This is a genomic window from Nocardia sp. NPDC006044 (genome assembly GCF_042871115.1).
Lineage (GTDB): Bacteria > Actinomycetota > Actinomycetes > Mycobacteriales > Mycobacteriaceae > Nocardia.
This window is the reverse complement of the sequence record NZ_JBIAID010000001.1, coordinates 2,745,124-2,771,363: the sequence shown is the minus strand read 5'-3', so window position 1 is coordinate 2,771,363 and position 26,240 is coordinate 2,745,124. Positions and strand designations below refer to the sequence as shown.

Here is a 26,240-nt window from a genome sequence, read left to right as displayed (position 1 = left end):
TTGAGTGACAACAGATCTCGACGGCGACCCGGGGCGGCTGGTCGACTCGACCGTATGCAGACTTTCGACCATATCTTCGTCGGCGGCGGGCATAACGCGCTGGTCGCGGCCGCCTATCTCAGCAGGGCCGGCTACGAGGTCCTCGTCGTCGATCGCAACGATCGGGTCGGCGGATTCGTGCGCAGCGCCGAGCTGGCGCCGGGGGTGACCTACGACCCGTTCTCCTCCGCGGTGCCGCTGTTCGTCAGTGGTCCCGCCTGGCGCGACCTCGGCCAGGAACTGCAGAAGCAGGGCTTGGAGATCCTGCAGCCCGAATTCCCGACCGGTGTGTCGATGGAAGACGGCACCACCGCGGTGTTCCCCCGCGACCCCGTGGCGCTGGCCGAGGAGGCCGAGCGCCTGCATCCGGGCGACAGCTCGGCGGTCGCCGAGGTCGTCTCGGCGCTGGGACCCGCGACCGGCGAGATCTTCGGGCTGATGAGCCAGGACCTGACCGCGGATGCGGCCCGGACCACGCTGGCCCGATTGGTCAGTGACGGCAGAGGTTGGTCCCAGATCGCCGAAACCGCGGTGGACACCGCGCGCTCGGCCGTGTCCGAGATCGAATCCCCCGCCATGCGAAGCCTTTTCGGCTCGTGGCCGGCGCACGTGAGCCATGGGCCGGACGATGCGGGCGGCGCGTTCTGGGCCACCATCTTCCCGCTCGGCTTCACCGCGGCGGGCAATCCGATCCCGCAGGGCGGCATCGGCACACTCGCCGAGGCGCTCGGCGGCATCATCACCGACAACGGCGGGGTGGTGCAGACCGGCGCCACCGTCACCCGGATCCGGGTCGCCGACGGTCGCGCGGTCGGCGTGCAATTGTCCGACGGCAGCGCGTACCGCGCCCGCAACAGCGTCGTCGCCTCGGTCAATCCGGACCAGCTCTACGAGTGGCTGCTCGCGGAAGCCGAAGTGCCCGAACGCATTCTGTCGCAGGCCCGCCGATACCGGTACGGCACCGGGCTGTTCCAGCTGCACCTGGCCACCTCGGCGCCGATTCCGTGGGCGGACAAGCGATTCGAGCGGATCGGTCAGCCGTTCCTCACCGATTCCCTGGACGGGCTGTCACTGCATGTCGCGCAGGCGCGGGCCGGCCTGATGCCCGCGTGGCCGACGATGACCGTCGACTGCCCGACCGCCCACGATCCGACCCGGGCGCCCGCCGGCACCAGCGTGTTGCGCGTCCAGGTCACCGACGTGCCCTGCCGGCCGCGCGGCGACGCGGCGGGGCTGATCACCACCGACGGCAGCTGGAACACCGACGTGGTGAACCGCTTCGCCGATCGGGTGCTCGAGGTCGTCGAACGGCACGTCCCCGGCCTGACCGCGACCATCGTCACCCGGGCGATCGTCACCCCGGCCACGCTCGCCGCGTTCAACCCCAACAGCGGCCCCGGCGACCCCTACGGCGGCGCACAGGATCTCGCCCAGAGCTTCGCGCTGCGTCCGATCGCGGCCGCCCCCGGCCACCGCACCTTCATACCGAATCTCTACGTACTCGGCGCGGGCACCTGGCCCGGGGCGGGCGTCTCCGGAAATTCCGGCTATATCGTCGCCCAGTATCTACTCGACTCCTGAGCACCGCGCAGCGACCATCGGCGCTACCGAAAACCGTTTGCCAGCAGGGTCTTCAACTGATCATACGGGAGGGCAGGCGAGAAGTGACCGTCCCGGCCGGTCATCGAGGTGTTCACGATGAGCGCGTTCAGTACCGCCTCCTCCACGGCCTCGACGACCGCGGTGTACATCGGATCCATGCGGTTCCACGGCAGGCGCGTACTGCCGACCAGGTCGGCGGCGGTGGGCTCGCCGTGCGGAAAACCGGTGTCGGAGGGGCGGTCTCCGGCGGTGGAGAAGGCGAGGAACAGGTCGCCGGAGAAGAGGCTGCCGGTGGTGCCGGTGCGGGCCAGGCCGAACGGGACGCGGCGGGCCATGGCGGTGCACTGCAACGGATCCAGCGGGGCGTCGGTCGCGACGACGACGATGACCGAACCGGCGCCGCCGGGCGCGGCGGGTTGCCGGCCGGGCGGGGTGCCCCACTCCGTGGTTTCCATCGGATTGCCGACCTCGAGCCGGTCACCGACGCGCTGCCCGCGGATCGTGAGCTCGTGCCGGGAGCCGAAGTTCGCTTGCAGGAACACCCCGACGGTGTAGGTCTGGGCCCCGAATTCGACCAGGCGCGACGCGGTGCCGCTGCCGCCTTTGAAGGCGTAGCAGTTCATTCCGGTGCCGCCGCCGACGGAACCCTCTTCGAGCGGCGCACAGCGTGCCGAATCCAGCGCTGTGACAACGAGTTCCGGCGTCACGTGCCCGCCGTTGATGTCGTTGAGGTAGCCGTCCCAGGTTTCGGCGCACACCGGCAGCAGCCACTCCCGGGCGAGCGCCGGATGGGCCTGGTTGATCCAGCGGATGGCCCCGGTGTGGCAGGCGCCGATGGCATGGGTGTTGGAGATCGTGACCGGCATCGACAGCTGGCCGACCTCGTCTATCCATGCGGTGCCGGTCATTTCGCCGTTTCCGTTGAGCGAGTAGCGGCCCGCGGCGCACGGACGGCCGACACCCGAACGTCCGCGCGGCAGAATCGCGGTCACGCCGGTGCGCGCGGGTCCCGCACCCATCCGCAAGACGCCGTCCCCCTGAATCAGCGTCTGGTACCCCACCTCGAGGCCGGCCACGTCGGTGATGGCGTTCCACGGACCCGGGGTACCGCTCGGCGCGAGGCCGAGTGCACGCGCCCGCGGGCGCCCATCGGGGGAAAACGATCGATGATCGGTCATCGGTCATCCTTCGGTGTCGTGATGTCGGGGCAGTGCGTGGCCGTCCGCGCATAGGAGCAGATCAGTTCGGCCGCACGGGCTTTCGTGATGGACCGGTTGCGGCTGACGATGTGCAGGCCGTAGGCGTCCTCCAGCGCGACCAGATTCGCGGCGACATCGAAGACCGGCGCGTCGATGGTGAAGTGCCCCTGCGCGACTCCCACCTCCAGCGCGCTCAGATACACCGCGACCTGCTGTTCGAACAGCGCGGTGATCCGGTCGCCGTGCTCGGCGGCGACGCTGCGATAGGCGGCCAGCCGGTACAGCGCGACGACCAGTTCATCGGCGTCCGAGGCGGGCAGACCCGCCCAGATCAGCGCGCCGATCTTCGCGCGGGCGTCGCTGATGGTGGCGACCATGGCCAGCCGCCCGCCGAAGAACCGATCGCTGGCGTCGCGGTGGACCTCCCGCAGCAAATTGTCCAGATCGTCGAAGTAGTAGTGCACCGTCGCCGGCGAGACGCCCGCGACCTCGGCGACCTCACGGATCTTGAGTTTGCCCACGCCACGGTCGGACACCGCGGTCAGCGCCGCGTCGAGGATCACCCGCCGCGCCCGCTCCTGATCCTTGTGCCGTGCCATCCGCCCCTCCTGTTGCCTCACGTTGATGACGAATTAATTATTTGTAACCTCGAAAACCGGACTTTCTCAGCCGCTTTGGTCCATTCTTTGACTGTACATCAAAGAAAGGACCGGCCATGGCGACCCAGACCACCGGCCAGACTGCCGACGACGACCATCAACACCCCCGCTACCGCCAGCAGCTCTCGCGCGCGCTGGGCATGGGGGAGAACATCCTGATCACGCTGTCGTCGGTGACGCCGGCCTCCAGCGTGTTCATCATCATTCCGTCGATCCTGCTGGCGGCGGGCGGTGCGTCGGTCCTGACCCTGGCCATCGCCGCGGTGGCGTCGGTGTTCATCGGTCTCTGCTACGCCGAGCTCGCGGCGGCCTATCCGATCACCGGCGGCGAATACACCTGGGCCGCAAGGCTACTCGGCCGGCCGATCGGGTTCGCCCTGTTCGCCCTGACCCTGGTGAACGGGGTGCTGATCATCTCGGTCATCGCCCTCGGCACTGGCGACTACCTGGGCGTCGCGATACCTTCGCTCGGCGGCAAGTGGGTGGGCATCGGTGTGATCGTGGTGACCACCGGCATCGCGGTGCTCAACATCAAGGCCAACGCCTGGGTGACCGGCGTCTTCCTGTTCATCGAGATCGCGGCGATCGCGGTGCTGGCGTTCCTCGGCTTCACCAATGTCGAACGCGGACCGGCGGAATGGGTGCACGCGATCACGATGACCGACGCGGGCCCGGCTCCGGTGAGCGCGGGCGCGCTGGCCGCGCTCATCCCGGTGGCCCTGTTCGGCTACAACGGCTACGGTGCCGCGGTCTACTACGCCGAGGAGACGAAGAACGCGACGCGCACGATCGGCCGGGTGATCATGGTCTGCCTGGCCGCCACCGTGGCCATCGAGATCATCCCGCTGGCCGCGGTGGTGCTCGGCGCCCCGTCGATGACCGACCTGCTGAGCAGCCCGGCACCGATGAACTACTTCCTCACCGAACGCGGCGGATCCGCGGTGAACACCCTGGTGAGCGTCGGCATCGCGATCGCGATCGTGAACGCGGTGATCGCCATCATCCTGCAGATCTCCCGCCTGCTGTTCGCCTCGGCGCGCGACCGCAGCTGGCCGGACCCGATCGATCGGGCACTGGCCGGCGTGCACCCGCGCTGGCACACACCGGTGGTGGCAACGGTCGTGGTCGGGGCGCTGGCCGCCGTCGCGGCGACCGTCTTGCCGCTGTCCTGGTTGATCACCGCGACCGGCGCGGGACTGGTCATGGTGTATCTGTTCGTCGCGCTGGCCGCATTCCGGGTGCGCGGCCGCCCGGCCACCGGCGGCTACCGGATGCCTTTGTGGCCGCTGCCGCCGGTCATCGTCGTCGCCGCCATGGGCTACGCGGGCTACAGCGTGATCGACGCGTCCTGGCAGCAGATGGTGGTCGCCGTCGCCGCCATGCTCCTCGGCTGCGCCTACTACCTGCTCTACCTGCGTCCGCGACCGGAGCGCTGGAAGCTGCCCGACCCCATTCAGGAGTCGTGAGCCGACGCCGAGATCGGTTGCGCGCGTTGCGCGCACCGGTACTCGTGCGGGCTGATGCCGTACGCGGCGCGGAACGTCCGGCTGAAGTGCGCGGGGTCGGGGAAACCCCAGCGCGCGGCGATGGCCGCGATCGAGCGGTCCCGGCGCAGCGGGTCGCGCAGGTCGCGACGGCAGCGCTCCAGCCGCCGCTCCCGGATCCAGCCCGCGACGGTGGTCGACTGCTCGTGAAAGAGCTTGTGCAGGTAGCGAGTCGAGATGTAGTGCGCGGTGGCGATCCGCTGCGGCGAGAGATCACCGTCGCCCAGGTGTCCCTCGATGTACGACATGACCTGTGCGGTCAGCGGGCGGCGCACCGCGGTCCGGGCGGTGGCGAGCAGGTCGAGGCGGCCGGCCAGCACGGTGACGAGCAGGTCGACGATGTTGTCGGCCAGGCGCGTCTCGGCCGGTCCGGTCACCTCGTCGAGGTGGCCGGACAGCTCGCGCAGCAGCATCGACAGCAGCGCGCCCGCGCCGTGGTCGCCGGGGACCCGGCGCGCGGTGACGGCGGCGATCCGGTCCTCCGGCAGGCACAGCAGCCGCCGCGGCAGCATGAGCACCAGCTGCCGATAGGGGCCGTCGAACGCCATCGAGTAGGGCCGACTGGTGTCATATATCGCGAAATCGCCCTCGGCCAAGCGGGTTTCGCGGTCGTCCTGGGTGAGCAGGCAGTTGCCGTGCAACTGCACGCCCAGCTTGTAGCACTCGGGATCGGAGCGCGCGATCAAGGCCGGGGTCCGGTGCACCAGATGCGGAGTGGCCCCGACCTCGGTCACCTGCAGCGCGCCCAGCGCGACGCTGCGCAGCCGCCCGTCGAAGGGTGCGGGGCCGACGCGCTCCACCTGTAGCGGCACGAAAGTGTGCGAGACGGCGTCGCGGAAGCTGTCGAATCGGTCCACGCGCGAGAACCGCGGCGGAATCGCCACCGGCATGTGCCCTCCTCGATGATGCGGCACTGGCAGGTAACGATCATATACGATTTCGTAGCTGAGATTCTATGCGACAGTGGAACATTCTCGCCCGTGCCCGGGTCAGGCGGCTCCGGTGTTCATAGCGTGCAACACCGTGTGCGGATCGATCCGATCCCCTTCCAACGTCACGCACAATCGCCCGCGATACAGCACCAGCACCCGATCACAGAGCGTCGCGAGCTCGTCGAGGTCCGTCGAGCACAGCAGCACCACCGTGCTCGCCGCCGCGGCACGCAGCAGGGCGTGAATCTCCGCCTTGCCGCCGACATCGACGCCGCGGGTGGGGTCGTCGAGCAGCAGCACGGCCGGCTCGGCCGCCAGCCATTTGGCGATGACCACCTTCTGCTGGTTCCCGCCGGACAGCAGGCCGCAGGCCAGGTCGACGTCGGCGGCGCGAATACGGAACCGGGACACCAGCTCTCGCGCCCTGGCCCGCAACCGGCCCGGCGTCAGCAGCGCGCCGTCGCGGGCCAGCGCCACCGACCGGATCTGGGCCATGTTCTCCCACAACGGCTTGTCCAGCATGAGCCCGATCCGCCGCCGATCGCCGGAGACCAGCGCGACCCCGGCGGCGATCGCGGCCCGCAGCCCCGACGGACCGGATCGACCGTCCGGCAGGGTGATTCGACCGGCGCTCGGTGCGCGCAGCCCGGCCACGACTTCGAGAACGGCGCTGTGCCCGGAACCGACCAATCCGGCGATGCCGACGATTTCTCCTGGCGCGGCGCTGAATTCGATCCCGTGCAACCGGCCGGGCACGTCGACACCCCGTACCCGTAACGCACCGGAGACCGGCTCGGCCGCCCGCGCCACCGTGACCTCCGGCGCGGCGGTATCCCGTTCGCCCAGCATGGCCGTCACCACCTGGTCCAGGTCCAGCTCGACCCGTGGCATCGCCGCGAGCACCGTCCGCCCGTCGCGCAGCACGGTGATCTCGTCGCACAGCGCCAGGGTCTCCTCCAGGATGTGCGACACGAACACCACCGCGACGCGCCGTTCCCGCAGTACCCGAACGATATTCAGCAACCTGCGGGTGCCCGCCTCGTCCAGCGCGGAGGTCGGCTCGTCGAGGATCAGCACCCGCGGCTCGGTGATCAGCGCCTTGGCGATCTCCACCAGCTGCCGCTGCGCCAGCGACAACGTCCCGAGCTCGCGGCGCACGTCCACATCCAGCCCGAGCTGCGCCAGCACCGGCTCGGCCCGCTCGACCATGGCCGCTCGATTCCGGAACGGCCCGCGGGTGGGCTCGCGCATCGGATACAGATTCGCCAGCACATCCAGGTCGGGAAACAGGTTCAATTCCTGTGACACCACCGCGACCCCGTTCCGGGCGGCCTCGGCTGTCGAGCCGAACGACACCGGCCGACCGCCGAGCAGCAGGCTGCCGCGATCGGGCGTCACGGCACCGGACACCACCTTGATCAGGGTGGACTTGCCGGCGCCGTTCTCCCCCAGCAGCGCGTGCACCGATCCCTCGCGGACGGTCAGCCGCGCGTCGCGCAGGGCGGTGACGCCGCCGTAGGCTTTGCCGACGCCGCTGACCTCGAGCATTGGCGCGCCGGTCATTTCGCTTCGGCCAACGGACGCAGGTAACTCCCGGGATCGGCGAGCTGGCGGGCGGCCGCGTCGGCGAACCACTGCCGCCGGCTCTGGTCGCTCTGCTGACGCGCGATGATGTCGTCGATGTTGGCGGCATTGATGATCAGTCCACCGGGATTCCACCAGCCCTGGGTCAGCGGCTTGCCGGTGCGCGCGTGCTCGGCGAGCAGCCGGATCGCGATGTAGCCCTTGAGCCAGTGCTCCGGTGAGGCGAGCGCGGCCACGTAGCCGTCCTTCACCCCGATCAACGCCTGCGCGTCCGGATCACAGGAACCGACGAGCATCCGGCGGCCGGTGTTCTTCTGGATCAGCGACAGCGACACCGCGTCGGACGCGCCCGCGCCGAGGTAGGCGACCGCGTCCGGATGCGCCTTCACCGTGTTGTTCCACTTGTTGTAGTTGTCCGTGGGTTCGGAGCCGGTGTCGAACGGCCCGAGCACGGTCAGGGTCGGACGCTGTTCTTGCAGAACGGCTTTCATGCCGTCCAGTCGTTGACTGAGCAGATCCAGGCCCGGGATGTCGTTGCCGAGGACCACCTCGCCGGTGGTACCGGCCGGAATCCGCTTGATGATCTCGGTGGCGAGGCTGCGGCCGAGTTCGGTGTTGTCGTTGCCGACGTACAACTCCACCTTCGCCCCGGCCGGCGGCACGGTGTCGACGGTGGCCAGCGGCACGCCCGCGGCGGCCGCCTGCTGGAGCGGGCGGACGAACAGGTCGGGGGTGAGCGTTTCCATCGCGACGCCGTCCCGCGCGGTGCGCACCGCAGCCTGGAACTGCGACACCTCCTGCGGGCCGTTGATCGACGGCGGCGCGGTCTCGGTCAGGTCCACATCACCGGCGTCCGCGGCGCCCGCCGCGGCGCCCAGCGCCATCTCCTGGAACGGATTCTGCGAGGTGGTGGCGTAGACGAACGCCATGTGCAGCGTGCCGGTCTTCGGCCCGCCTGCGCCGGTGCCGCTGCTGCCGCACGCGACCAAGACCAGCGCGCAGCTCGCGACCGCCGCGTGCCACCATGTGCTCGATCGATTCATCACGATCCCTTTTCCTTCGAAAGATGTTCGCTAGAGCCCGAATTCGGACCGTTTCGCGCGCCGTCGGCTGCGCAACAGACTGTCGATGGCCACCGCGATCAACACGACGACCCCGCTGGCGAACGCGCTCCAGTTGACCGGGATGTCGAAATACACCAGCCCGCTGGACACCACGCTCAGCAGCACCGCCCCCGCGACCGCGCCGACCACCGTCGCGCTGCCCCCGCGCAGCGGCGTGCCGCCGATCACCGCGGCCGCGATGGCCTGCAACTCGAACCCGGTGCCGACGTTGGGATCACCCGAGGTGAAGAACGCCAGGCCGAGCACGCCGGCCAGCCCGCACAGCGCGCCGACACCCATCAGCACGAGCAGCCGCGTGCGTCCCGTCGAGATGCCGGAGAACCTGGCGGCCTCCGGATTCGATCCGATGGCCCGGACCCGATAACCGAACGGGGTCAGGCGCAGGATCACCGTGAGCACCGCGGTGACCACGAGCAGCACCCACACGCTGACCGGCAGACCGAGCCGGTCACCGCCGGCCATCGTGAAAAACGAGTTCTGCAAGGGCAATCCGTTGACCTGCTGACCGTTGCTCCACGCCGCCGCCAGCCCGCGATAGACCTGCATCGTCGCCAGGGTCGCCACGATCGCGGGAATCGCGATCACCTGCACGACGAGTGCGTTGACCAGACCGAGCAACGCGCCGAACACGATCGCGGCGCCCGCGGCCAGCCACGGATCGACCCCCGACCGCATCAGCACGGCCGCGGTGATCAGCGACAACCCGAACCCGGCACCGACCGACAGGTCGATCTCGCGCATCGCCAGCAGGAACGCCATCCCCGCGGCAAGCAGTCCGACATACACCGAACTCTGCAAGACATCCCGAATCTGCCCGGCGCTCAAGAAGTCCGGATGCAGCACCCCGATCAGGATCACCAGGGCGACGGTCGCCAGCAGCACACTGTTGGACTCGGTGTGCAGCATCCGCCGCAGCAAGGGGGTGATACCGGCCGGGGCGGTGGCGGGCCGGGTTGCCGGTTCACGCTGTTCGGTGTCATTGGCGGTCACGATCGCGTTCCTGTCGTCGAATGTGCGAACCAGCTTCCGGCACCGGGCCCGAGATCCCTTGTCCCTGCGTGCACAGTCCTTGTCCGCCAGAACACCCAGCTCGGGCAGACCTCGAATCCGCCGGTCCGCGCCGGATACCTTCGGCGCCACAACAGCGATGCGGAGATCCGGATGGATATGACGAAACGATTGGCGGGACAGGTCGCCCTGATCACCGGCGGCGGCACCGGCATCGGCGCGGCCGCCGCCCGGCGGCTGGTCGCCGAGGGCGCGGCGGTGGTGCTGTGCGGCAGGCGGCGCGAACCGCTCGACGCGGTGGCCGCCGAGCTGGGCGACGCCGCCCTGGTCGCGGCGGGCGATGCCGCGAACACCGCGGACGTCGAGCGGATGGTGAACGCCGCAGTCGAACGCTACGACCGGCTGGACCTGGTGGTCGCCAACGCGGGCGGGCACGGGCTCGGCACCGCGGGCGACACCACCGACGACGACTGGCAGCTCGCCATGCAGACCAACGTGACCACCGCGTTCGTCACCGTGCGCACCGCGTTGCCGCACCTGCGTACCAGGGGCGGCTCGGTCGTGGTCGTGTCGTCGCTGGCCGGGCTGTTCGCCGGACCGGCGGTGGCCGGATACGTCACCGCCAAGCACGCGCTGATCGGACTGACCAAGTCGCTGGCCCGCGACTACGGCCGCGACGGCGTGCGAGTGAACGCGCTGTGCCCGGGCTGGGTGCGCACCGACATGGCCGACGAACAGATGGATGTGCTTGCCGCGCAACGCGGTATCGATCGCGAAGCGGCCTATCGACTGGTCACCCGGGACACGCCGTTGGGCCGCCCGGTCGAACCGGAGGAGATCGCGACCATCATCGCCTTCCTGCTGTCCGCCGATTCCGTGGCGATGACCGGTTCGATCGTGACCGCCGACGCCGGCGCGTCCGCGGTCGACCTGCCCACCATCGCGTTCGCGCCCCACGATTGAGGAGACAACGATGGCCGAAGACACCACCGCGGTACCGGATTGGCACCCGCCCGCCGACTGGAAGGAGATGGACGACTTCGCGGCGGGAATCGACGGCAACCGGATCCCGCCCACCGATCGGCTGACCGGCCTGCGCTGGCTGCTGCGCCGCTCCGACGACGTGCTCACCGAACTCCGGTTCGAGTCCGCCGATCAGGTGCGATGGACGCGCGGCGCGGAGTCCGGCGCCGACTGGTATCAGGCGATCGAGGTCTCCCCCGGGGTGTTCTTCCTCGACCAGACCTACGCCGACCGGCCGCGCGTCACCGAGGTCACGGTGCTGCACCTGCCGACGGCGCGCACCGTGACGATCGAATCCACCATTGCCGAGCAGCCGACCCCGGGTGTCCCGCAGGTGTCGCAGCGGTTCTTCGCCGGCGTCGTGGATCCGGGCGACGGCCGCGCCCCGAGCGGCGAAATCCCCGGCCCCACGCGCGATCTCGTGGGCTGGCGGGCTCTGTACCGGTACAGCCCGGACCATCTCTACGAACACGTCTACCTGAGCTCCGAGCGCTACTGCTGGCAATGCCTGGTCGGCGAGCAGCGCGGCCACGGAGACGTGGACCTGACCACCACCTGGAAACTCGCGGACGACTTCTACGTGTTCACCTTCCGTGAGTTCCGCATCCCGGTCGCCGCGACCTGGCTCTACGACCTCGCCGCCCTGCGTTCCACCGGAAAGTTCTTCGGCATCGGCCGCGGCGGCGCGGTGCGCAACGCACCCGGCGGCGCGCACATCACCAGCCTGGGGCGCGTGGAGTATCCCCGAGACGGACAACCGACGTGAAGGAGACACCCGCCATGAACCGTGACCTCGAGGTGATCACCGCCCATTACGCGGCCTCCGACCGGGGTGATCTGCCCGGCATGCTGGCTCCGCTGGCCGCCGACGTGGCCTGGACCGAAATGGCCGGATTCCCCTACGCGGGCACCTATATCGGCCCGGACGCGGTGCGCGACAACGTCTTCGCCCGCATCGCCGCCGAATGGGACGGCTACACCGCCGCGGTCGAGGAGATCGCGAGCGGCGGGGAGGGCATCGTCATCGGAATCGGCGACTACTCCGGCACCTTCCGGGCGACCGGGCACTGGATGACCGCCCGGTTCGTGCACGTCTGGCGGCTGTCCGGCGGAACCGTCACGCGCTTCGAGCAATTCACCGACACCGCCGCGGTGCAGGCGGCCATGCGGCCCTAGCCGGCCGGAAAGTTGCCGAGCCCGTGCAGGATTCGGTACTCGCGGGGCGGCACACCGTAGGTCAGTTTGAACAACCGGCTGAAGTGTGCCGCGTCGACGAAACCTCGCCGTGCCGCCACCGCGGCGACGGTCAGTGTGTACGACGCGGGATCGGTCAGATCGGCGCGGCAGCATTCCAGCCGGCGCTGCCGGATCCAGCCACACACGGTGGACCCCTCGGCGCGAAACAGCTTGTGCAGGTAGCCGAGCGACAGATGCGCCGCGGCGGCCGCCATCGCCGGGGAGAGCTCCGGATCGTCGAGGTGGTCCTCCAGGAACGCCTTGACCCGGGGCAGCACTCCCTGGGCGGGCGCTGCCGCCGGATCCGCATCGGCGTGGGCGGCCAGCACGGTCGTCACCAGACCGGTGACGGTATCGGCCAGCCGGAGCAGCTCGACCGTGCCGAATTCGTCTGTCCTGGCGCTCATCCCGGCCAGCAAGGTCGGCAGCAGTGCGGTCGCCGGGTGGCGCCGGGACAGCGCCGTGGCGGTGACCGCGTCGACTCCGGTCGCGGGCAGGCGCAGGACACGGCCCGGCAGCACCACGACTCGCAACCGGCAGGCGGCGTCGAACAGCACCGTGTAGGGCAGCGACATATCCAGCACCGCAACATCGTTCGGAGCAAGGCACACCTGACGGCCGGACTGACTCAGCGAACAGTGCCCCCGAACCGGCACCAGCACCTTGTAATACGCCTCGGCGCGCACCGTGCCGACGCCACGGTGCGCGATCGCCGATACCTCGGCGAACACCAACTCCCCCGCGACGTGCCCGCGGACACGTCCACGAAAGGTCGCCGGGTCGTCGACCACCAGGTCCAGCGGCGAACTCACCCCGGCGCGCTCGCCGGAGACGCCGTCTACGCGGGTCAGGATCGTCATCGCCTCATGCTGCCCGGCGCGCGCGTGCACCGCCCGCGCAATCGGCGTTAGGTGCGGTGCCGGGCAACCCGCTGTTCCCTGTCCGGCAAGCGGATTCGCGCTAGAGCGGTGCCAGCAGATCCGCGGCGCGTTCGGCGATGACCATGGTGGGCGCGTTCGTATTGCCCGTCGTGATCGTCGGCATCACCGACGCGTCGGCGACCCGCAGCCCGGCCACCGCGCGCACCCGCAGCGCGGGATCCACCACCGACTCCGGCCCCACGCCCAGCGCGCACGTCCCGCTCACGTGGTGATAGCTGAGCACCGTGCGGCGGAGGTAGTCGCGCAGGTCCGTGCCTGCCCGCACCGCAGTACCGGGATACCGCTCGACGGCGCCCCACTCGCGCAGCGCGGGTGCGGCGCCGATCTGCCTGCACAGCGTCACCGCCTCGGCCAGCCGGTACAGATCCGACGGCGCCGCAAGGGCTTTCGGGTCGATCAGGGTCGGCCCGTCCGCACCGGCCACCGTCAGGCTGCCGACGCTGTCCGGCCGGATCAGCCCGGCCATGAGCGAGAATCCGTTGCCCGGCCCGGACATCCACGGCTCGTACAGTGGGACGCTGAAATGCAGTGGCTGCACGTCGGGCATGGCCAGCCCGGGTTCGCTGCGCCAGAACAGCTGCGTCTGCGCGTGCGGCAGTCCGGGCGTGTGCACGATCTCCCGCTCGGCGCTGAAGATCACCGGCACCAGCCAGTGGTCGCGCAGGTTCCGGCCGACGCCGGGAAGATCGACGACCGGCTCGATGCCCACCGCCTGCAATTCCGCGGCCGGTCCGATACCCGAGCGCAGCAGCAACGCGGCCGAATCGATCGCGCCCGCGGTCAGCACCACCTCGGCCCGGGCGGACGCCCGGAACGGCCGGCCGTCCAGGCTGCCGACCACGCCGATCGCCCGCCCTCGGCGCAGCAGGACGCGGTGCACCCGCGCACCGGTCCGCACGCTCAGCCGCGAATTGCCCAGCGCCGGTTTGAGATAGGCGTCGGCGGTAGTCCGGCGCCGTCCGTCGCGCAGGGTGAACTGCGCCCGCCCGGCACCGTCCTGCGCGCCGCTGTTGTAGTCGGGATTGGCGGGCACCCCGGCCTGCCCGGCCGCCGCCAGGATGGCCTCCTGGACCGGATCGATCGCGTAATCGCTGAGCACGTCCAGCATGCCGGCGGTGCCTTTGACGCCCGAGTCGTCGCGGTCGTAGCGCTCGATCCGCCGGAACAGCGGCTCGATCTGCCGCCACGACCAGCCCGGATCGCCGCACTCGGCCCAGGCGTCGTAATCGGCCGGGTTACCCCGCACGTAGATGGTCGCGTTGAGCGCGTGCGACCCGCCCAGCACCCGCCCGCGCGGCAGGTGCAGGCGGCGACCGGCGGCGTGCGGCTGGGCGACGCTGAAGTAGTCCCAGTCCTCGGCCGTGTGCCACAGTTCGTGCATCCGCAGCGGGTCGTGGATGGCCGGATTGGTATCGGCCTGGCCCGCCTCGAGTACCAGCACGGTGGCCTCGGTGCGGTCGAGCAGCCTGCGGGCCAGCACCGAACCGGCCGTGCCCGCGCCGACGACGATGTAGTCGGCGTGCAAGTCGTTGTCCGTCACCCGAAGGATCGTCGCCGCCTGACCACCCCCGGCACAGGCCCGGCCGTGACAGTGTGCGCGTGAAGTCAACGGATGGACACCGGGTGCTCGATCCGGCGCGGCGCGACGGCCGCAGAATCATGGACATGGAAGGCACTGTGCCGCAACGCTCCATCCCGACCGGTCCGGACGGGACCGGATCCAAACACGAGGCCGCGTACGAGCTCATCCGGTCCCGCATCGTCGCGGGCGAGTACGGGCCGGGGTATCGCCTCGTGCTCGAGCAACTGGCCCGGGAATTCGGCGTCAGCGCGGTGCCGGTGCGGGAAGCGGTGCGCCGGTTGGAGGCCGAGGGGTACGTCGAATTCATCCGCAATGTCGGCGCCAGGGTGGCGCAGCTGGAGACCGGTGAGTACCAGCAGGCGATGCAGACCCTGGCGGTGCTGGAGGGGTACGCGACGGCCGCGGCGGCGACCCGGATGCGCAAGACCGACATCGCCCGCGCCCGCACGCTCAACCGGCAGATGGCGCAGGCGCTGACCGCCTTCGACCCGGCCGCGTTCACCGAACTCAACCACCACTTCCACGACGTGATCCTGCAACGCTGCCCGAACGCGCACATCCGAGCCCTGGCCGGGGCCGAATGGGCCCGGCTGGACCTGGTGCGCCGCACCTCGTTCGCGTTCGTGCCCGGCCGGGCACAGGGCTCCATCGCCGAACACGAGCGCCTGATCGACCTCATCGAGACCGGCGCCGACCTGCGCGAGATCGAATTCGCCGCCCGGGACCACAAACTCGGCACGTTGCGCGCCATCGCCGAACGCAACCGGCGGGCGAAGCCCTGAGCTCACCGCGGATGCGTGGCCAGCGCGAAACCGGAGTCCCAGAGCTCGTTGCGGGTTCCGGTGAGCAGATCGGCGGCGATCTCGCCGAACACCGGCGCGAACTTGAACCCGCGTCCGGAGAACGCGGTGAGCAGCAGCATTCCGGTGTCCTCGTCCAGATCGACCAGGGGCAGGTCGCCGGGCGCGAAGATGTCGTGGTGCATCGAGTAGCGCACCGGCTCGGGGTTCAGATCGGGGATGAAATCCGCTGCCCAACTGCCGATTCGGCGTACGTCGGCGCGACTGAACGTCGGCACGTCGTCGGGTCCGGAGATCGCGGGCCACAGCGGTTCCGTCGCCACCTTCACGCTGTAGGAGTCGTGGCTGGGCGTGCCGTAGAGATGCACGCCGTCCTCGTCGCGGATGAACACCGGAAACCGGTCCGCGGTGAACCATTCGGGATGATGCGGCATGAACCAGGTGAGCGAGAGCGGCAGGATCTGCAGGAAACCCTTGAGGTCCGGGCGCAGCCGCAGAGTCCAGGACCCGGTGGCCACAACGACTTTCGCGCAGGTGACCCGGACATCGGCGGTCACGATCTCCAGCCGGCCGCCGCGTTCGTCGAAGTCGGTGACCTCGGCGTTGGTCATGATCCGCGCCCCATGGGATCTGGCCGCTTCGACGGCGGCGAGCACGCTCGCCTCGGGATAGAGGCTGCCCGCCTGATGGTCGAACACGGCGACGGTGTCGTCGTCGACGCGGTGTTGCGGATACCGCGCACGCAAGGCGGCCGCGTCGAGCACCTCGTGCGGCAATTCGAATTCCGCTGCCGAGGCAATGGATTTGGCGATACTGCCCGAACCGGCCGCGCCGATCTGTAGCGCGCCGCATTCGTCGTAGAGGTGTCTGCCGGTCTCCCGCTCCAGGTCCCGCCACAGCTCGCGCGCTCGCCGCAGCCGCGGCACGTAGCGCGGCCCCTCGTGCACGGCGGAGCGGAACAGGCGGGAGTCGCCCGCGTACGACCCGCGGGCGTGGCCGATGCCGAACTGTTCGATGCCGATCACGTCGAGCCCGCGTTTTGCCAACTGCCACAACGCCATCGAGCCCGCGCTGCCCAGGCCGATGACGACCACATCCGCGTCCATTGTCCGAGACCTTTCCGTAGTCATGCCAGTGCGGGCGTTTGCCACAGGTTCAGGGTGGTGCCGATGCCCCGTTCGACGGCGTTCCGATACACCACGGTCCCCCAGGCCACGTCCTCGACCGGCATGCCGCCGACCGAGAAGAGCACGATCTCGTCGTCGGTGCGCCGGCCGGTCTGCGCGCCCGCGGCGATCGCGCCGAGGTCCACCAGGTCGTCGGTGTCCATCACCCCGGCCTGGATCATGTCCATGAACTTGCAGCCGATGATCGGGATCCGGTGGTGCACCGGATGGCCGACCTCCTCCGCCCACGCCTCGTAGAGCCGGACGTTGTCGACGACCTTGCGGACCTCCGGCCCCTGCATGGATTCGTCGATATCGCACGGGGCGGGCATGCTCAGAAACGCACCCGGTCGCACCCAATCCCGCACGACGGCCGGATAATTCGCCGGATCACCCGGCACGCCGGTGGTGCAGTAGGTGACGATGTCACTGTCGCGCACCGCCTCCTCGATGGTGTCCACGACGATCGTCTCGAGCTGCGGATACTCCTCGGCGACCCACTTCCCGAACGCGTCGATGCTGCCCTGACCGCGGCCCTTGATCTTGACGGTATCGAGGTTCGGGCAGGCCGCGACGAACGCGGCGAGCGAGGTCCGGGCCATCACGCCGGGACCGACGATGCCTGCCACCCGGGAGTCCGGGCGGGCCAGCAGCCGCGCGCCGACCCCCGGCACCGCGCCGGTTCGGTAGGCGGACAACAGATTCGCCGACATGAGCGCGAGCGGCGCGCCGGTGTCGGTGTCGCTGAGCAGGAACATGAGGATCGATCGCGGTAATCCCCTGTCCCGGTTGGCGATATTCGATCCGTACCACTTCATCCCGCTGGTGCCGAAGCTACCGCCGAGGTAGGCGGGCATCGCCATGAACCGCCGCTCCGGGGTATTGGCCGGCATGTTCGGGAACGGCGAGTGGTCCGGAAAGGTGATCATCGCGCCGTGCGAGTCGCTGTTCGGGCCCGCCATCCGGTAATCGCCCTGGTGCAGCAGCACGAACGTCTCCTGCATGGCGTCCACGCAGGCCGCCATGTCGGTGACTCCGGCGGCGATCATGTCGGGTTCGGAGAGGTAGAGAAAGTCGATCGAGGGGGTATCCATGCTGCTTCCTTACGGCACCGAGGAATGGACCGGACGCCCGGCGAACCAGGTTTGCACCGACTCGGTGCCGGCCAGGTCGATGGGGTCGATCGCGAACGGATCGCGGTCCAGGACAGTGAAATCGGCGGACTTGCCCGGCAGCAGCGAACCGGCGACCGCGCCGAGCCCGCTCGCCCGCGCGACGCCGATCGTGTACGCGCGCATCGCCTCGGCCACGGTCAGCGCCTGCTCCGGCCCCAGCGTCCCGGGGAAAGCGCCGGTGGGGTCGGCCCGAGTCACCAAGCCCTGGATGCCGATCCACGGGTTCGGGCTCGGCGTGACCGGCCAGTCCGAACCGCCGGCCAGCAGCACGCCGGAGTCGAGCAGAGTTCGGTTGGGACACATGCGGATTGCCCGATCGCGCGGGATGCAGTGGCAATGCGCCTCGAAGATGACGCCGGGAAACCACAGCGGCGGAGACAGATCCGCGACCACCTTCAATGCGGCGACGCGCGGGAGGTCCGCCTCGGCGATGTATTCGCCGTGCGCCAGCTGCACGATCGTGTCCGCATAGCCGGCCTCGCGGACCTCGGCCACGGCGTCGAGCAGCATCCGGACCGAGCCGTCTCCGGTGCAGTGCACCTTCGCGCCCAGCCCCCGCCGGGCCACCTCGATCAGCCACTCGGTGAGTTCGGCGGGCGTCATCGCGCTCTCCCCCACCCACGTGTCCCCGTGCTCGGCGTCGGGCAGATACGGCTCGAGGAACAGCGCGGTCCGCGACGTGGGCACGCCGTCGAGGAAGATCTTGACGAAATCCGGCCGGTGATGGGCGGTTCGATACTGCTGGGCCGCATCCAGCAGCGGGACGCCGATCGGGTCTGTGCCGAAGATCCGATCGTTGATCTGCGCCGAGGTCACCACCCAGGCGGCCAACTCGCCGCGCCGGTCGAGTTCGGCCAGGGCGCGCAGCATCGGCAGCGACGCCGCGGCGTCCTGGAAGTGCGTGATGCCGAAGCCGTGCAGCAGCTCGACGGCTCTGCGGCATCCGGCGGCGTCGAGTGCGGTGCTGTCGCCCAGCGACGACGCGTACGCCCGCTCCACCGGGATGAGCGCCGATTCGATGAGCAGCCCGACCGGCTCGCCGGTCGCCCGGTCGCGCACGATCTCACCGCCCGCGGGATCACCGGAGGCCCCGCTGAGACCCGCGAGTTCCATGGCCCGGGAGCTGACCCAGCGATTGTGGCAACTGTCGTCGCGTAACAGCACCGGCCGCCCCCCGGCGGCCCGGTCGAGCCGACGTAGCACGGCCGGACTCGAAACAGCCTGTGCGAGCGTACTTCCCCACCCGCCGCCGACAATCCACGCGTCGCTCGCCAGACCGGCGGCCCAGTTCTCGATCGAGGTCAGCACCGCGTCGAGCGAGGCCGTCGCATCCAGCGCCAACTCGGACAGGTCGGCGCGGCCGGCCACGAGGTGATGGGTGTGGACATCACCCAGACCGGGCATGACGAACGCGCCACCGTGCTCGACGACGGTCTCGCGTCCGGTCAGGTCACCGGGCGCGGGATCCAGGGCGACGATGAGACCGTCGCGGACCAGGAACGACGACGCGTGCGGTATCGACTCGTCGGCCGTCCACACCGCCGCATCGGTGTGCAAGGTGTCAGACATAGTGCCGTCCCATCTCCGCGTACCGCTGTGGCGCGCGCGTTCGAAGTATCAGTGCCGCAACAATTCCGGCGGCAATGGCCAGGACAAGCAGGGCGGGCAGCAACCAGGCGAGCACCCCGCCGGCACTGATGAGCAGATCGAAGTTGCCGATCGCATACCCGAGGATGGCGACCAGGGCGGCGCCGGCCACCATCGGCGCGATCAGCGTGCGCAGCAGGTTCGCGTCCAGATCGCGATTCCGGTGGAAGAACGCGACGACGGCGAACGAGCACGCCGCCATCAGCGCGATCACCCCCAGGGTGCCGAGGTTGGTCAGCCAGGTGAACAGCGCCCGCACGGGATCCTGGCCGGTCACCGCGAACACCCCGACCACGATCGACGCCAGCACCGACTGCGCGACCGAACCGACATGCGGGCTCCGGTGCACGACATGGGTCCGGCCCGCGCGCGCGGGCAGCAGACCCTCGCGCCCGAGTGCGTAGCTGTAGCGGGCCACCGCGTTGTGGAACGCGAGCACGGCGGCGAAGACGCTGGTGCAGAACAGGAACCGCAGGACCGTCGTATACCAGCCCCCGATATAGGAATCGGAGAGCTCGAACAGGAACGTCGTCGGGTCGACCAGCTTTTCGATGAAGCTCTGGACGTTGTCGACACCGGCACCGTTGATCATCAGAAAGGTGACCGCCGTATAGACCACGCCGATGGTGAGCACGGACAGGAACGTCGCCCGCGGCACCGTCCGCTTCGGATCGGCGGCCTCCTCGCTGTAGATCGCGGTGGCCTCGAAACCGACGAACGACGCGAAGCAGAACAGCAGCGCGATCGGCAGTGAACCGCTGGTCAGCGCGCTGGGCGTGAGCGGAGTCGCGCTCAGCGAGGTGGTTCCGAAGTCGCCGCCGCGCACCGCGATCACCACGGCGAGCACGAGCACCACGAGGAATTCGGCGGCCACCAGAACCGACAGCATCTTCACCGACAGATCGATCTGCCGGTAGCCGAGCACCGCGACGACGGCGATGCCGATCAGCACATACACCCACCAGTCGAGGTCGACCCCGAACTCGTCGGCGAAGAATCCGCCGGTCGCGGCGCCGAACAGTCCCCAGAGCCCGATCTGCATGGCGTTGTAGCTCAACAGCGCGAGATACGCTGCGGCGCCGCCGAATTGCTGACGCAGACCGCGGGTGATGTAGGAGTAGAACGCACCGGTGCTGGTGTGATGCCGGGCCATCGCCGTGTAGCCGACGGCGAACACCAGCAGCGTGGCGACGGTCAGCAGGTAGGCGCCCGGCACACCGGCGCCGTTGCCCAGCAGCATCGCCACCGGGGCGCCGCCGGCCATCGCGGTCAGCGGCGCGGCCGCGGAGATGACGGAGAACGTCACCCCGAACACGCCGAGCGAACCGCGGCGCAGCTGGTGATCATGGACGGCGGGCTCGTTCGCCGCCGGACTGTCGAGGGTCATGAGAACTCCGGCGGAGGCAGCAGGATCTGGTCGAAGAAGGTGGCTAGTTCCGTGGTCGCGGTGAGCGGAAACACCGCGGCCACATACTGATCCGGGCGCACGACCACCACGGCACCGCGGCGATCGATGCCCCGTTCGGCGAAGATGTCGACCTGCGGGTCGGTCGCGTACACCTTCTCGTAGTCGACGACCTGGAACGGCCCGACCGTCGGCAGGAAGATCGTGGGCACCGCGCCGATGTCCACGGCGGCGTGGTCCTGTCGATAGATCACCTTCACGTCGAAGACGGTGTCCCGGTCGGCGTCCTTCGGCGTGAACGCGACCAGGGGCGATTCGGCCGCCGTGCCGAGCCAGTCCGCCCACCGGTCGAGCACCGAGACATCGCCGCCGACCAGGGTCGGGTCGGCGGCGAAAGCGTATATCCGCCAACGGCCGTCGGCCCGGTGGTGGTGCCCGAGGTGCACCGGGTTGGCATCGGCGACCCGGACCACCGGTGCGGACTTGAAGCGTTTCCCGATCGGAAAACCACTCGCCAGCCGCTGATGCGCCGGTGTGCCGATGATCATCGACGGTGGGTACGTGGTCATGAAACCGGCCGGGAACTCCGCGGTTTTGACGTAGAAGTCCTCGAGCGCCGAGGGCGATTCGAACTCCTCCGGGCGCTTGGCCATCATGCTCGACCACTCCCGGTCGAAGTCGATGAGATTCTGCGCGATCACCTGCCGCTCAGCCGAATACGTGGCCAGTAGGGTTTCCGGGCTCCGCCCGGCCAGCACGTGACCGAGCTTCCAGCCGAGGTTGAACCCGTCCTGCATCGAGACGTTCATGCCCTGTCCGGCCTTCGCGCTGTGCGTGTGGCACGCGTCGCCGGCGATGAACACCCGCGGCGTCCGGGTGCCCACCGCGTCGGCCGGCACGTCGTCGAAGCGATCGGTCACGCGGTGCCCGACCTCATAGACGCTGTGCCAGGCGACATCCCGGACGTCGAGGGTGTACGGATGCAGGATCTCGTTGGCATGCTCGATGATCGCCTCGATGGTGGTGTCGCGCACCCGGCCGTTGTCGTCCTCGGCGACCTCGCCCAGATCGACGTACATGCGGAACAGGTAGCCGCCCTCCCGCGGAATGTGCAGGATGCTCCCGCCGGTCCCGGATTGGATGGCGCACTTGGTGCGGATATCGGGGAAGTCCGTGACCGCCAGCGCGTCCATCACACCCCAGGCATGGAACGCTTTGTTCCCCTGCGGAATACAGCCGATAGAAGCACGCACGCGACTGTGCGCCCCGTCCGCGCCGACCACATACTTCGCGCGCACCGTGCGCGAACGGCCTTCCCGTTCGCCCACGGTGTGCACCAGGTGCACGCGCACCGGATAGTCGCCGTCGGCGATCTCCAGGTCGCGGAACCGATACCCGTAGTCGGGCCGCATCCGGGCCGGCGCGTTGACCATCGCCTCGGCGAAGTAGTCGAGCACCCGCGCCTGGTTCACCAGCAGGTGCGGGAACTCGCTGATGCCGGTCGGATCGTCGCGGGTGCGCGCCGCCCGGACGATCTTCGACCGATCATGGGGATCCGGTTTCCAGAAGGCCATTTCGGTGATGCGGAACGCCTCGGCGACGATGCGGTCGGCGAATCCGAACGCCTGGAACGTCTCGACGCTGCGCGCCTGGATGCCATCGGCCTGCCCGATGGCCAGGCGGGCCGGGCGCTGTTCGATGATCCTCGCGTCGACCGTCGGGAACTGGGCCAGCTGGGCGGCGGTGATCATGCCCGCCGGACCGGTGCCGACGATCAGCACGTCGACCGCCTCGGGCAGCTCGTCCGGCCGGTCGAGGCCGACACCGGCGGCCGGTTGCACGCGCGGATCGGTGGACACGTAACCGTGATGATGGAACTGCACTGTTCAGACCCTCGTCATTCCTCTGATCGGGCTAACCGCCTGTGCCGCTTCGTGATCGGGGCCGAGCGGGAGCGCGCGCCGGTCGCGCAGCAGCAGGGTCGCCGCGAAACTGACCACGACGAATCCGCCGAGATACAGCACGACCGATGTGGTCGTCCCGGTGGTGCGCACCAGCGCGGCGGCGATCGTCGGGGCGAACGCGCCGCCGAGGATCGCCCCGATCGCGTAGGAGACCGCGACGCCGGAGAACCGGACGGAGGCCGGGAACAGCTCGGCGTAGAAGGCGGCCTGCGGGCCGTAGGTGAGGCCGAGGCCGACGGTCAGCAGCGCCAGCCCGCACCAGAGCAGCCCCGGATTCGCGGTGCGCACCAGCGGGAAGAGCGGGACCAGCGCGCCGAGCAGGAGCACCCAGCCGATGAGATAGGTTGCGCGCCTGCCGATCCGGTCGCTGAGCGCGGCGCCGATCCAGGTGCAGAGCAACCAGGTGACGGCGGAACCGGCGACCGCCCACAGCACCGGGCCGCGGGCCAGGCCGACCGGGCCGTGGGCGTCGGTGGCGTAGTTCTGGATATAGCCACCGGTGGTCATGTACCCCACGGCGCTGTTGCCCGCGAAAACGAGCGCCGCGACCAGCACGAGCAGGCCGTGCCCGCGGAACAGGTCGACAATGGGGGTGGTGGCCTGCTCGCTGCGTTCGGCGAGCTCGACGAAGACCGGGCTCTCCTCGACCCGGCGGCGAATGTAATGGCCGACCAGGATGAGCACGATCGAGAGCAGAAACGGTACGCGCCAACCCCATTCGAGGAAGGCGTCGCCGGGCGCGAGCACCGTCATCAGAGCCAGCACACCGGAGGCCGACAGCAGGCCGAGCGGGACACCCACCTGCGGCGCCGCGCCGAATACACCGCGCCTGCCGGGTGGTGCGTGCTCGACCGCCATGAGCACGGCGCCGCCCCATTCCCCGCCCGCCGAGATGCCTTGGAGGATGCGCAGCAGGATCAGCAGGACCGGCGCGGCGACGCCGGCCACGGCATAGGTGGGTAGCAGGCCGATCAGCGTCGTCGCGCCGCCCATGGCCACCAGCGTGACCATCAGGATGACCCGCCGCCCGTACTTGTCGCCGAAATGACCGGCGAGGAAGGCGCCCAGCGGACGGAACAGGAAACTGATCCCCACCGTGAGGAAGGACAGGATGGTAGCGATCCCCTCCCCGGCGGGCTGGAAGAAGAGCTTGCCGAACACCAGCCCGGCCGCGCCCGCGTAGACGAAGTAGTCGTACCACTCGACCGTCGTCCCGACCACGGTCGCGAAAACGACTCGGCGGCGGTCTTTTTCGCTGACCATCAATGTCCCAGATCGGGGTGGGGCACTCATCTGGGACTCCTTCGGATAGTGCTCGCCGTCGGCGCTTCCGGGGTGTGGGAGGTCACGACGACTTCGAAATGCGATCTGCGTCACTTGCTACTCGCTTCACCGATGATATACGATTTGAGATACGATGCAAGAGCGGTTTGAGGAGGTTCATGAAGATCGACATCGACGCAGCTGATCGTCGGTTTTCCGCGCTGCCGACCAGGCCGGGCAAGATCATCGCGGTCCACCTCAGCTACGCCTCCCGGGCGGACCAGCGGGGCCGGCGACCGGCGCACCCGTCCTACTTCCTGAAACCGAGCAGTTCGGTCGCGGCCACCGGCGGCGTCGTCGAAAGACCCTGCGGCACCGAACTGCTGGCGTTCGAAGGCGAGATCGCGCTGATCATCGGCAGCGCCGCCCGCCGGGTGCCGATCGAATCCGCTTGGCGGCATGTCGCCGCGATCACCGCGGGCAACGACTTCGGCGTGTACGACCTGCGGGCCAACGACAAGGGATCCAATATCCGATCCAAGGGCGGCGACGGGTTCACGCCTCTGGGGCCCGGCCTGATCGATGCCCGGACCGTCGAACCGGCGGCACTGCGGGTGCGCACCTGGGTCAATGGGGTTCTCGCCCAGGAGGACTCCGCCTCGGAGATGATTTTTCTACTCCCCCAGCTGATTTCGGACCTGTCGCAGCACTTCACGCTAGAGCCCGGCGATGTGATCCTCACCGGGACCCCGGCCGGCTCCTCGGTAGTCGTGCCCGGCGACGTGGTCGAGGTCGAGGTAGACGCGCCCGACACCGCCGAGGCGCCAAGCTCCGGTCGGCTGGTCACGACGGTGGTACAGGGCGTCCACGAGTTCGACGCCGCGCTCGGTTCGCTCCCGTCGGTGGACGACACCCAGCGGACCGAGGCGTGGGGATCTCGGTGCGCCGCCGGGCTTCCCGCGACGGCGCTCTCGGACGAGCTGCGCGCCAAGCTGTCCCGGGTGCCGGTCGCGGCGTTGTCGCAGCAGCTCCGCAAGCGCGGCCTGAACAACGTGTCCATCGAGGGCGTGCGTCCGGCGAAACCCGGAACCAGGCTCGTCGGCGCCGCCCGGACGCTGCGGTTCGTGCCGAACCGCGAAGACCTGTTCGACTCGCACGGCGGCGGATACAACGCGCAGAAGCGCGTATTCGACACCGTCGGGCCGGGCGAGGTCATCGTGATCGAGGCCCGCGGCGAGACCGGATCGGGCACGCTCGGCGACATCCTCGCCCTCCGCGCCAAGGTACGCGGCGCGGCCGGCGTGGTGACCGACGGCGGAGTGCGCGACCACGACGCGGTCGCCGCCACCGGTCTGCCGGTCTTCGCCGCGGGTTCGCATCCCGCGGTACTCGGCCGCAGGCACGTGCCCTGGGACGCCGACCTCACCATTTCCTGCGGGGGCGCCACCGTTCAGCCCGGCGACATCGTCGTCGGCGACGGAGATGGTGTGATCGTCCTACCCTCGGGCATCGCCGAAGCAGTGGCCGACGATGCGCTCGAGCAGGAGATCCAAGACGGCTGGATCGCCGAGCAGGTCGGCGCCGGGCATCCGGTGGCCGGGCTGTTTCCCCCCGACGCGGAATGGAAGGCGAGGTACCGACAGTGGCGCCAGAATCAGTGAAATCCAGTGGTACGCAGAGCAAGTCACAGGTCGCGTATCACTGGATCAAGGACCGGATCGCCCGGCAGGAGTACACGCCGGGCTATCGGCTGGTGCTCAGCGCCATCGCCAAGGACCTCGACATGAGCGTGGTTCCGGTGCGCGAGGCGATCCGGCAGCTCGAGGCCGAGGGCCTGATCACCTTCGAACGCAATGTGGGCGCACAGGTTTCGATGGTGGACGACTCGCAGTACCGGCACAGCATGCAGGCGCTCAGCGTGCTCGAGGGCGCGGCGACCGCCCTCGCGGCCGGCCGATTGACCGAGGACGACCTGCGCCGGGCGCGGGCGGTCAACGAGCGCATGATCGCGTCCCTGGACGATTTCGACCCGAGCGCGTTCACCGCGCTCAACCACGAGTTCCACGCGATCCTGTTCACCAAGTGCGTGAATCCGCGCATCGTCACCCTCGTCGAGGCCGAGTGGTCGCGCCTGGGGCACCTGCGCTCGTCCACCTTCTCCTTCGTCCCCGGGCGCGCCCACGAATCCGTGCGCGAGCACGAGAACATCGTGCGCCTCATCGAAACCAGCGCCCCGCTCGGCGAGATCGAGCAGGTCGCCCGCCGCCACCGCTCGGCCACCCTCGACGCCTACCTGGCCCACGAGCACCCCGACGAACCCTCCGGCCACCCGGCCCTCTGAACCTCG

Annotated in this window: 22 protein-coding genes; 8 read left to right on the top strand and 14 right to left on the bottom strand. The window is 69.4% G+C overall.

The genetic code is table 11. The features are described from left to right. The first annotated feature begins 54 nt into the window (after positions 1-54). On the top strand, positions 55-1,620 hold the full coding sequence (locus ACFYO1_RS12840) for a phytoene desaturase family protein (RefSeq protein WP_387230047.1): 1,566 nt from the start codon (positions 55-57) through the stop codon (positions 1,618-1,620). Between the two features lie 23 nt (positions 1,621-1,643). Here ACFYO1_RS12840 and ACFYO1_RS12835 read toward each other — a convergent pair whose 3' ends face one another. Both ACFYO1_RS12835 and ACFYO1_RS12830 read right to left on the bottom strand, forming a co-directional pair. Beyond that, the gene (locus ACFYO1_RS12835) at positions 1,644-2,819 is read right to left on the bottom strand and encodes a P1 family peptidase (protein ID WP_387230045.1); all 1,176 of its coding nucleotides are present in this window, start codon (positions 2,817-2,819) and stop codon (positions 1,644-1,646) included. Then, on the bottom strand, positions 2,816-3,439 hold the full coding sequence (locus ACFYO1_RS12830) for a TetR/AcrR family transcriptional regulator (protein ID WP_387230043.1): 624 nt from the start codon (positions 3,437-3,439) through the stop codon (positions 2,816-2,818). Before ACFYO1_RS12830 ends, ACFYO1_RS12835 begins: the two co-directional genes overlap by 4 nt. 116 nt (positions 3,440-3,555) lie before the next feature. Between ACFYO1_RS12830 and ACFYO1_RS12825 the strand changes: the two genes are divergently transcribed. After that, a complete protein-coding gene (locus tag ACFYO1_RS12825; RefSeq protein WP_387230041.1) occupies positions 3,556-4,965 on the top strand; it encodes an APC family permease in 1,410 nt (469 codons plus the stop codon). Here ACFYO1_RS12825 and ACFYO1_RS12820 read toward each other — a convergent pair. From ACFYO1_RS12820 to ACFYO1_RS12805, 4 genes are all read right to left on the bottom strand, one after another. Next, positions 4,953-5,933: a helix-turn-helix domain-containing protein gene (locus ACFYO1_RS12820; RefSeq protein ID WP_387230039.1), complete on the bottom strand. Its 981-nt coding sequence runs from the start codon at positions 5,931-5,933 to the stop codon at positions 4,953-4,955. The genes ACFYO1_RS12825 and ACFYO1_RS12820 overlap by 13 nt on opposite strands. Before the next feature lie 99 nt (positions 5,934-6,032). Beyond that, positions 6,033-7,538: a sugar ABC transporter ATP-binding protein gene (locus ACFYO1_RS12815; RefSeq protein WP_387230037.1), complete on the bottom strand. Its 1,506-nt coding sequence runs from the start codon at positions 7,536-7,538 to the stop codon at positions 6,033-6,035. After that, the gene (locus tag ACFYO1_RS12810) at positions 7,535-8,602 is read right to left on the bottom strand and encodes a sugar ABC transporter substrate-binding protein (protein ID WP_387231858.1); all 1,068 of its coding nucleotides are present in this window, start codon (positions 8,600-8,602) and stop codon (positions 7,535-7,537) included. Before ACFYO1_RS12810 ends, ACFYO1_RS12815 begins: the two co-directional genes overlap by 4 nt. 30 nt (positions 8,603-8,632) lie before the next feature. Further along, a complete protein-coding gene (locus ACFYO1_RS12805; protein ID WP_387230035.1) occupies positions 8,633-9,673 on the bottom strand; it encodes an ABC transporter permease in 1,041 nt (346 codons plus the stop codon). 171 nt (positions 9,674-9,844) lie between these two features. Here ACFYO1_RS12805 and ACFYO1_RS12800 point away from each other — a divergent pair, with 171 nt between their 5' ends. Genes ACFYO1_RS12800 through ACFYO1_RS12790 form a run of 3 tightly spaced genes read left to right on the top strand, consistent with a single transcriptional unit; the run spans position 9,845 to position 11,890 of the window. Next, positions 9,845-10,654 (top strand): SDR family NAD(P)-dependent oxidoreductase, encoded by an 810-nt coding sequence (locus ACFYO1_RS12800; RefSeq protein WP_387230033.1) that lies wholly within the window; start codon positions 9,845-9,847, stop codon positions 10,652-10,654. Positions 10,655-10,664: 10 nt separating this feature from the next. Further along, complete coding sequence (locus ACFYO1_RS12795; protein ID WP_387230031.1) at positions 10,665-11,480, top strand: molybdenum cofactor biosynthesis F family protein; 816 nt, start codon at positions 10,665-10,667, stop codon at positions 11,478-11,480. Positions 11,481-11,494: 14 nt separating this feature from the next. Next, positions 11,495-11,890 (top strand): nuclear transport factor 2 family protein, encoded by a 396-nt coding sequence (locus ACFYO1_RS12790; RefSeq protein ID WP_387230028.1) that lies wholly within the window; start codon positions 11,495-11,497, stop codon positions 11,888-11,890. Here the strand turns inward: ACFYO1_RS12790 and ACFYO1_RS12785 are convergent. Beyond that, on the bottom strand, positions 11,887-12,810 hold the full coding sequence (locus ACFYO1_RS12785) for a helix-turn-helix domain-containing protein (protein WP_387230026.1): 924 nt from the start codon (positions 12,808-12,810) through the stop codon (positions 11,887-11,889). The genes ACFYO1_RS12790 and ACFYO1_RS12785 overlap by 4 nt on opposite strands. Before the next feature lie 100 nt (positions 12,811-12,910). Next, entirely contained in the window at positions 12,911-14,431 is a 1,521-nt protein-coding gene (locus ACFYO1_RS12780; RefSeq protein WP_387230024.1) for a GMC family oxidoreductase, read from the bottom strand. A 59-nt stretch (positions 14,432-14,490) separates the two neighbouring features. On the opposite strand from ACFYO1_RS12780, the gene ACFYO1_RS12775 reads away from it, so the two are divergent. Then, entirely contained in the window at positions 14,491-15,255 is a 765-nt protein-coding gene (locus ACFYO1_RS12775; RefSeq protein ID WP_387230022.1) for a GntR family transcriptional regulator, read from the top strand. Positions 15,256-15,257: 2 nt separating this feature from the next. Here the strand turns inward: ACFYO1_RS12775 and solA are convergent, their stop codons facing one another. Genes solA through ACFYO1_RS12745 form a run of 6 tightly spaced genes read right to left on the bottom strand, consistent with a single transcriptional unit; the run spans position 15,258 to position 23,923 of the window. Next, on the bottom strand, positions 15,258-16,379 hold the full coding sequence (gene solA / locus ACFYO1_RS12770; RefSeq protein ID WP_387230020.1) for an N-methyl-L-tryptophan oxidase: 1,122 nt from the start codon (positions 16,377-16,379) through the stop codon (positions 15,258-15,260). A 20-nt stretch (positions 16,380-16,399) separates the two neighbouring features. Beyond that, positions 16,400-17,533, bottom strand: a complete 1,134-nt coding sequence (locus ACFYO1_RS12765; protein ID WP_387230018.1) for a tyramine oxidase subunit B — start codon at positions 17,531-17,533, stop codon at positions 16,400-16,402. Positions 17,534-17,542: 9 nt separating this feature from the next. Further along, positions 17,543-19,183, bottom strand: coding sequence for an amidohydrolase (locus ACFYO1_RS12760; RefSeq protein WP_387230016.1), 1,641 nt, complete (start codon positions 19,181-19,183; stop codon positions 17,543-17,545). Next, the gene (locus ACFYO1_RS12755; protein WP_387230013.1) at positions 19,176-20,648 is read right to left on the bottom strand and encodes an APC family permease; all 1,473 of its coding nucleotides are present in this window, start codon (positions 20,646-20,648) and stop codon (positions 19,176-19,178) included. The genes ACFYO1_RS12760 and ACFYO1_RS12755 overlap by 8 nt, the downstream gene beginning before the upstream one ends. Beyond that, the gene (locus ACFYO1_RS12750; RefSeq protein ID WP_387230011.1) at positions 20,645-22,549 is read right to left on the bottom strand and encodes an FAD-binding monooxygenase; all 1,905 of its coding nucleotides are present in this window, start codon (positions 22,547-22,549) and stop codon (positions 20,645-20,647) included. The genes ACFYO1_RS12755 and ACFYO1_RS12750 overlap by 4 nt, the downstream gene beginning before the upstream one ends. A gap of 3 nt (positions 22,550-22,552) precedes the next feature. Further along, positions 22,553-23,923, bottom strand: coding sequence for an MFS transporter (locus ACFYO1_RS12745; protein ID WP_387230009.1), 1,371 nt, complete (start codon positions 23,921-23,923; stop codon positions 22,553-22,555). Between the two features lie 149 nt (positions 23,924-24,072). On the opposite strand from ACFYO1_RS12745, the gene ACFYO1_RS12740 reads away from it, so the two are divergent. Further along, positions 24,073-25,554 (top strand): fumarylacetoacetate hydrolase family protein, encoded by a 1,482-nt coding sequence (locus tag ACFYO1_RS12740; protein WP_387230007.1) that lies wholly within the window; start codon positions 24,073-24,075, stop codon positions 25,552-25,554. Further along, positions 25,536-26,234 carry a GntR family transcriptional regulator gene (locus ACFYO1_RS12735; protein ID WP_387230005.1) on the top strand — a complete coding sequence of 233 codons (699 nt, stop codon included), beginning with the start codon at positions 25,536-25,538 and terminating at the stop codon, positions 26,232-26,234. Before ACFYO1_RS12740 ends, ACFYO1_RS12735 begins: the two co-directional genes overlap by 19 nt. Positions 26,235-26,240: the final 6 nt, after the last annotated feature.

Coding starts and splice junctions, on each gene's coding strand:
- ACFYO1_RS12840 (WP_387230047.1), top strand. CDS start 55: ATGCAGACTTTCGACCATATCTTCGTCGGCGGCGGGCATAACGCGCTG.
- ACFYO1_RS12835 (WP_387230045.1), bottom strand. CDS start 2,819: ATGACCGATCATCGATCGTTTTCCCCCGATGGGCGCCCGCGGGCGCGT.
- ACFYO1_RS12830 (WP_387230043.1), bottom strand. CDS start 3,439: ATGGCACGGCACAAGGATCAGGAGCGGGCGCGGCGGGTGATCCTCGAC.
- ACFYO1_RS12825 (WP_387230041.1), top strand. CDS start 3,556: ATGGCGACCCAGACCACCGGCCAGACTGCCGACGACGACCATCAACAC.
- ACFYO1_RS12820 (WP_387230039.1), bottom strand. CDS start 5,933: ATGCCGGTGGCGATTCCGCCGCGGTTCTCGCGCGTGGACCGATTCGAC.
- ACFYO1_RS12815 (WP_387230037.1), bottom strand. CDS start 7,538: ATGACCGGCGCGCCAATGCTCGAGGTCAGCGGCGTCGGCAAAGCCTAC.
- ACFYO1_RS12810 (WP_387231858.1), bottom strand. CDS start 8,602: ATGAATCGATCGAGCACATGGTGGCACGCGGCGGTCGCGAGCTGCGCG.
- ACFYO1_RS12800 (WP_387230033.1), top strand. CDS start 9,845: ATGGATATGACGAAACGATTGGCGGGACAGGTCGCCCTGATCACCGGC.
- ACFYO1_RS12795 (WP_387230031.1), top strand. CDS start 10,665: ATGGCCGAAGACACCACCGCGGTACCGGATTGGCACCCGCCCGCCGAC.
- ACFYO1_RS12790 (WP_387230028.1), top strand. CDS start 11,495: ATGAACCGTGACCTCGAGGTGATCACCGCCCATTACGCGGCCTCCGAC.
- ACFYO1_RS12785 (WP_387230026.1), bottom strand. CDS start 12,810: ATGACGATCCTGACCCGCGTAGACGGCGTCTCCGGCGAGCGCGCCGGG.
- solA (WP_387230020.1), bottom strand. CDS start 16,379: ATGGACGCGGATGTGGTCGTCATCGGCCTGGGCAGCGCGGGCTCGATG.
- ACFYO1_RS12765 (WP_387230018.1), bottom strand. CDS start 17,533: ATGGATACCCCCTCGATCGACTTTCTCTACCTCTCCGAACCCGACATG.
- ACFYO1_RS12760 (WP_387230016.1), bottom strand. CDS start 19,183: ATGTCTGACACCTTGCACACCGATGCGGCGGTGTGGACGGCCGACGAG.
- ACFYO1_RS12755 (WP_387230013.1), bottom strand. CDS start 20,648: ATGACCCTCGACAGTCCGGCGGCGAACGAGCCCGCCGTCCATGATCAC.
- ACFYO1_RS12745 (WP_387230009.1), bottom strand. CDS start 23,923: ATGAGTGCCCCACCCCGATCTGGGACATTGATGGTCAGCGAAAAAGAC.
- ACFYO1_RS12740 (WP_387230007.1), top strand. CDS start 24,073: ATGAAGATCGACATCGACGCAGCTGATCGTCGGTTTTCCGCGCTGCCG.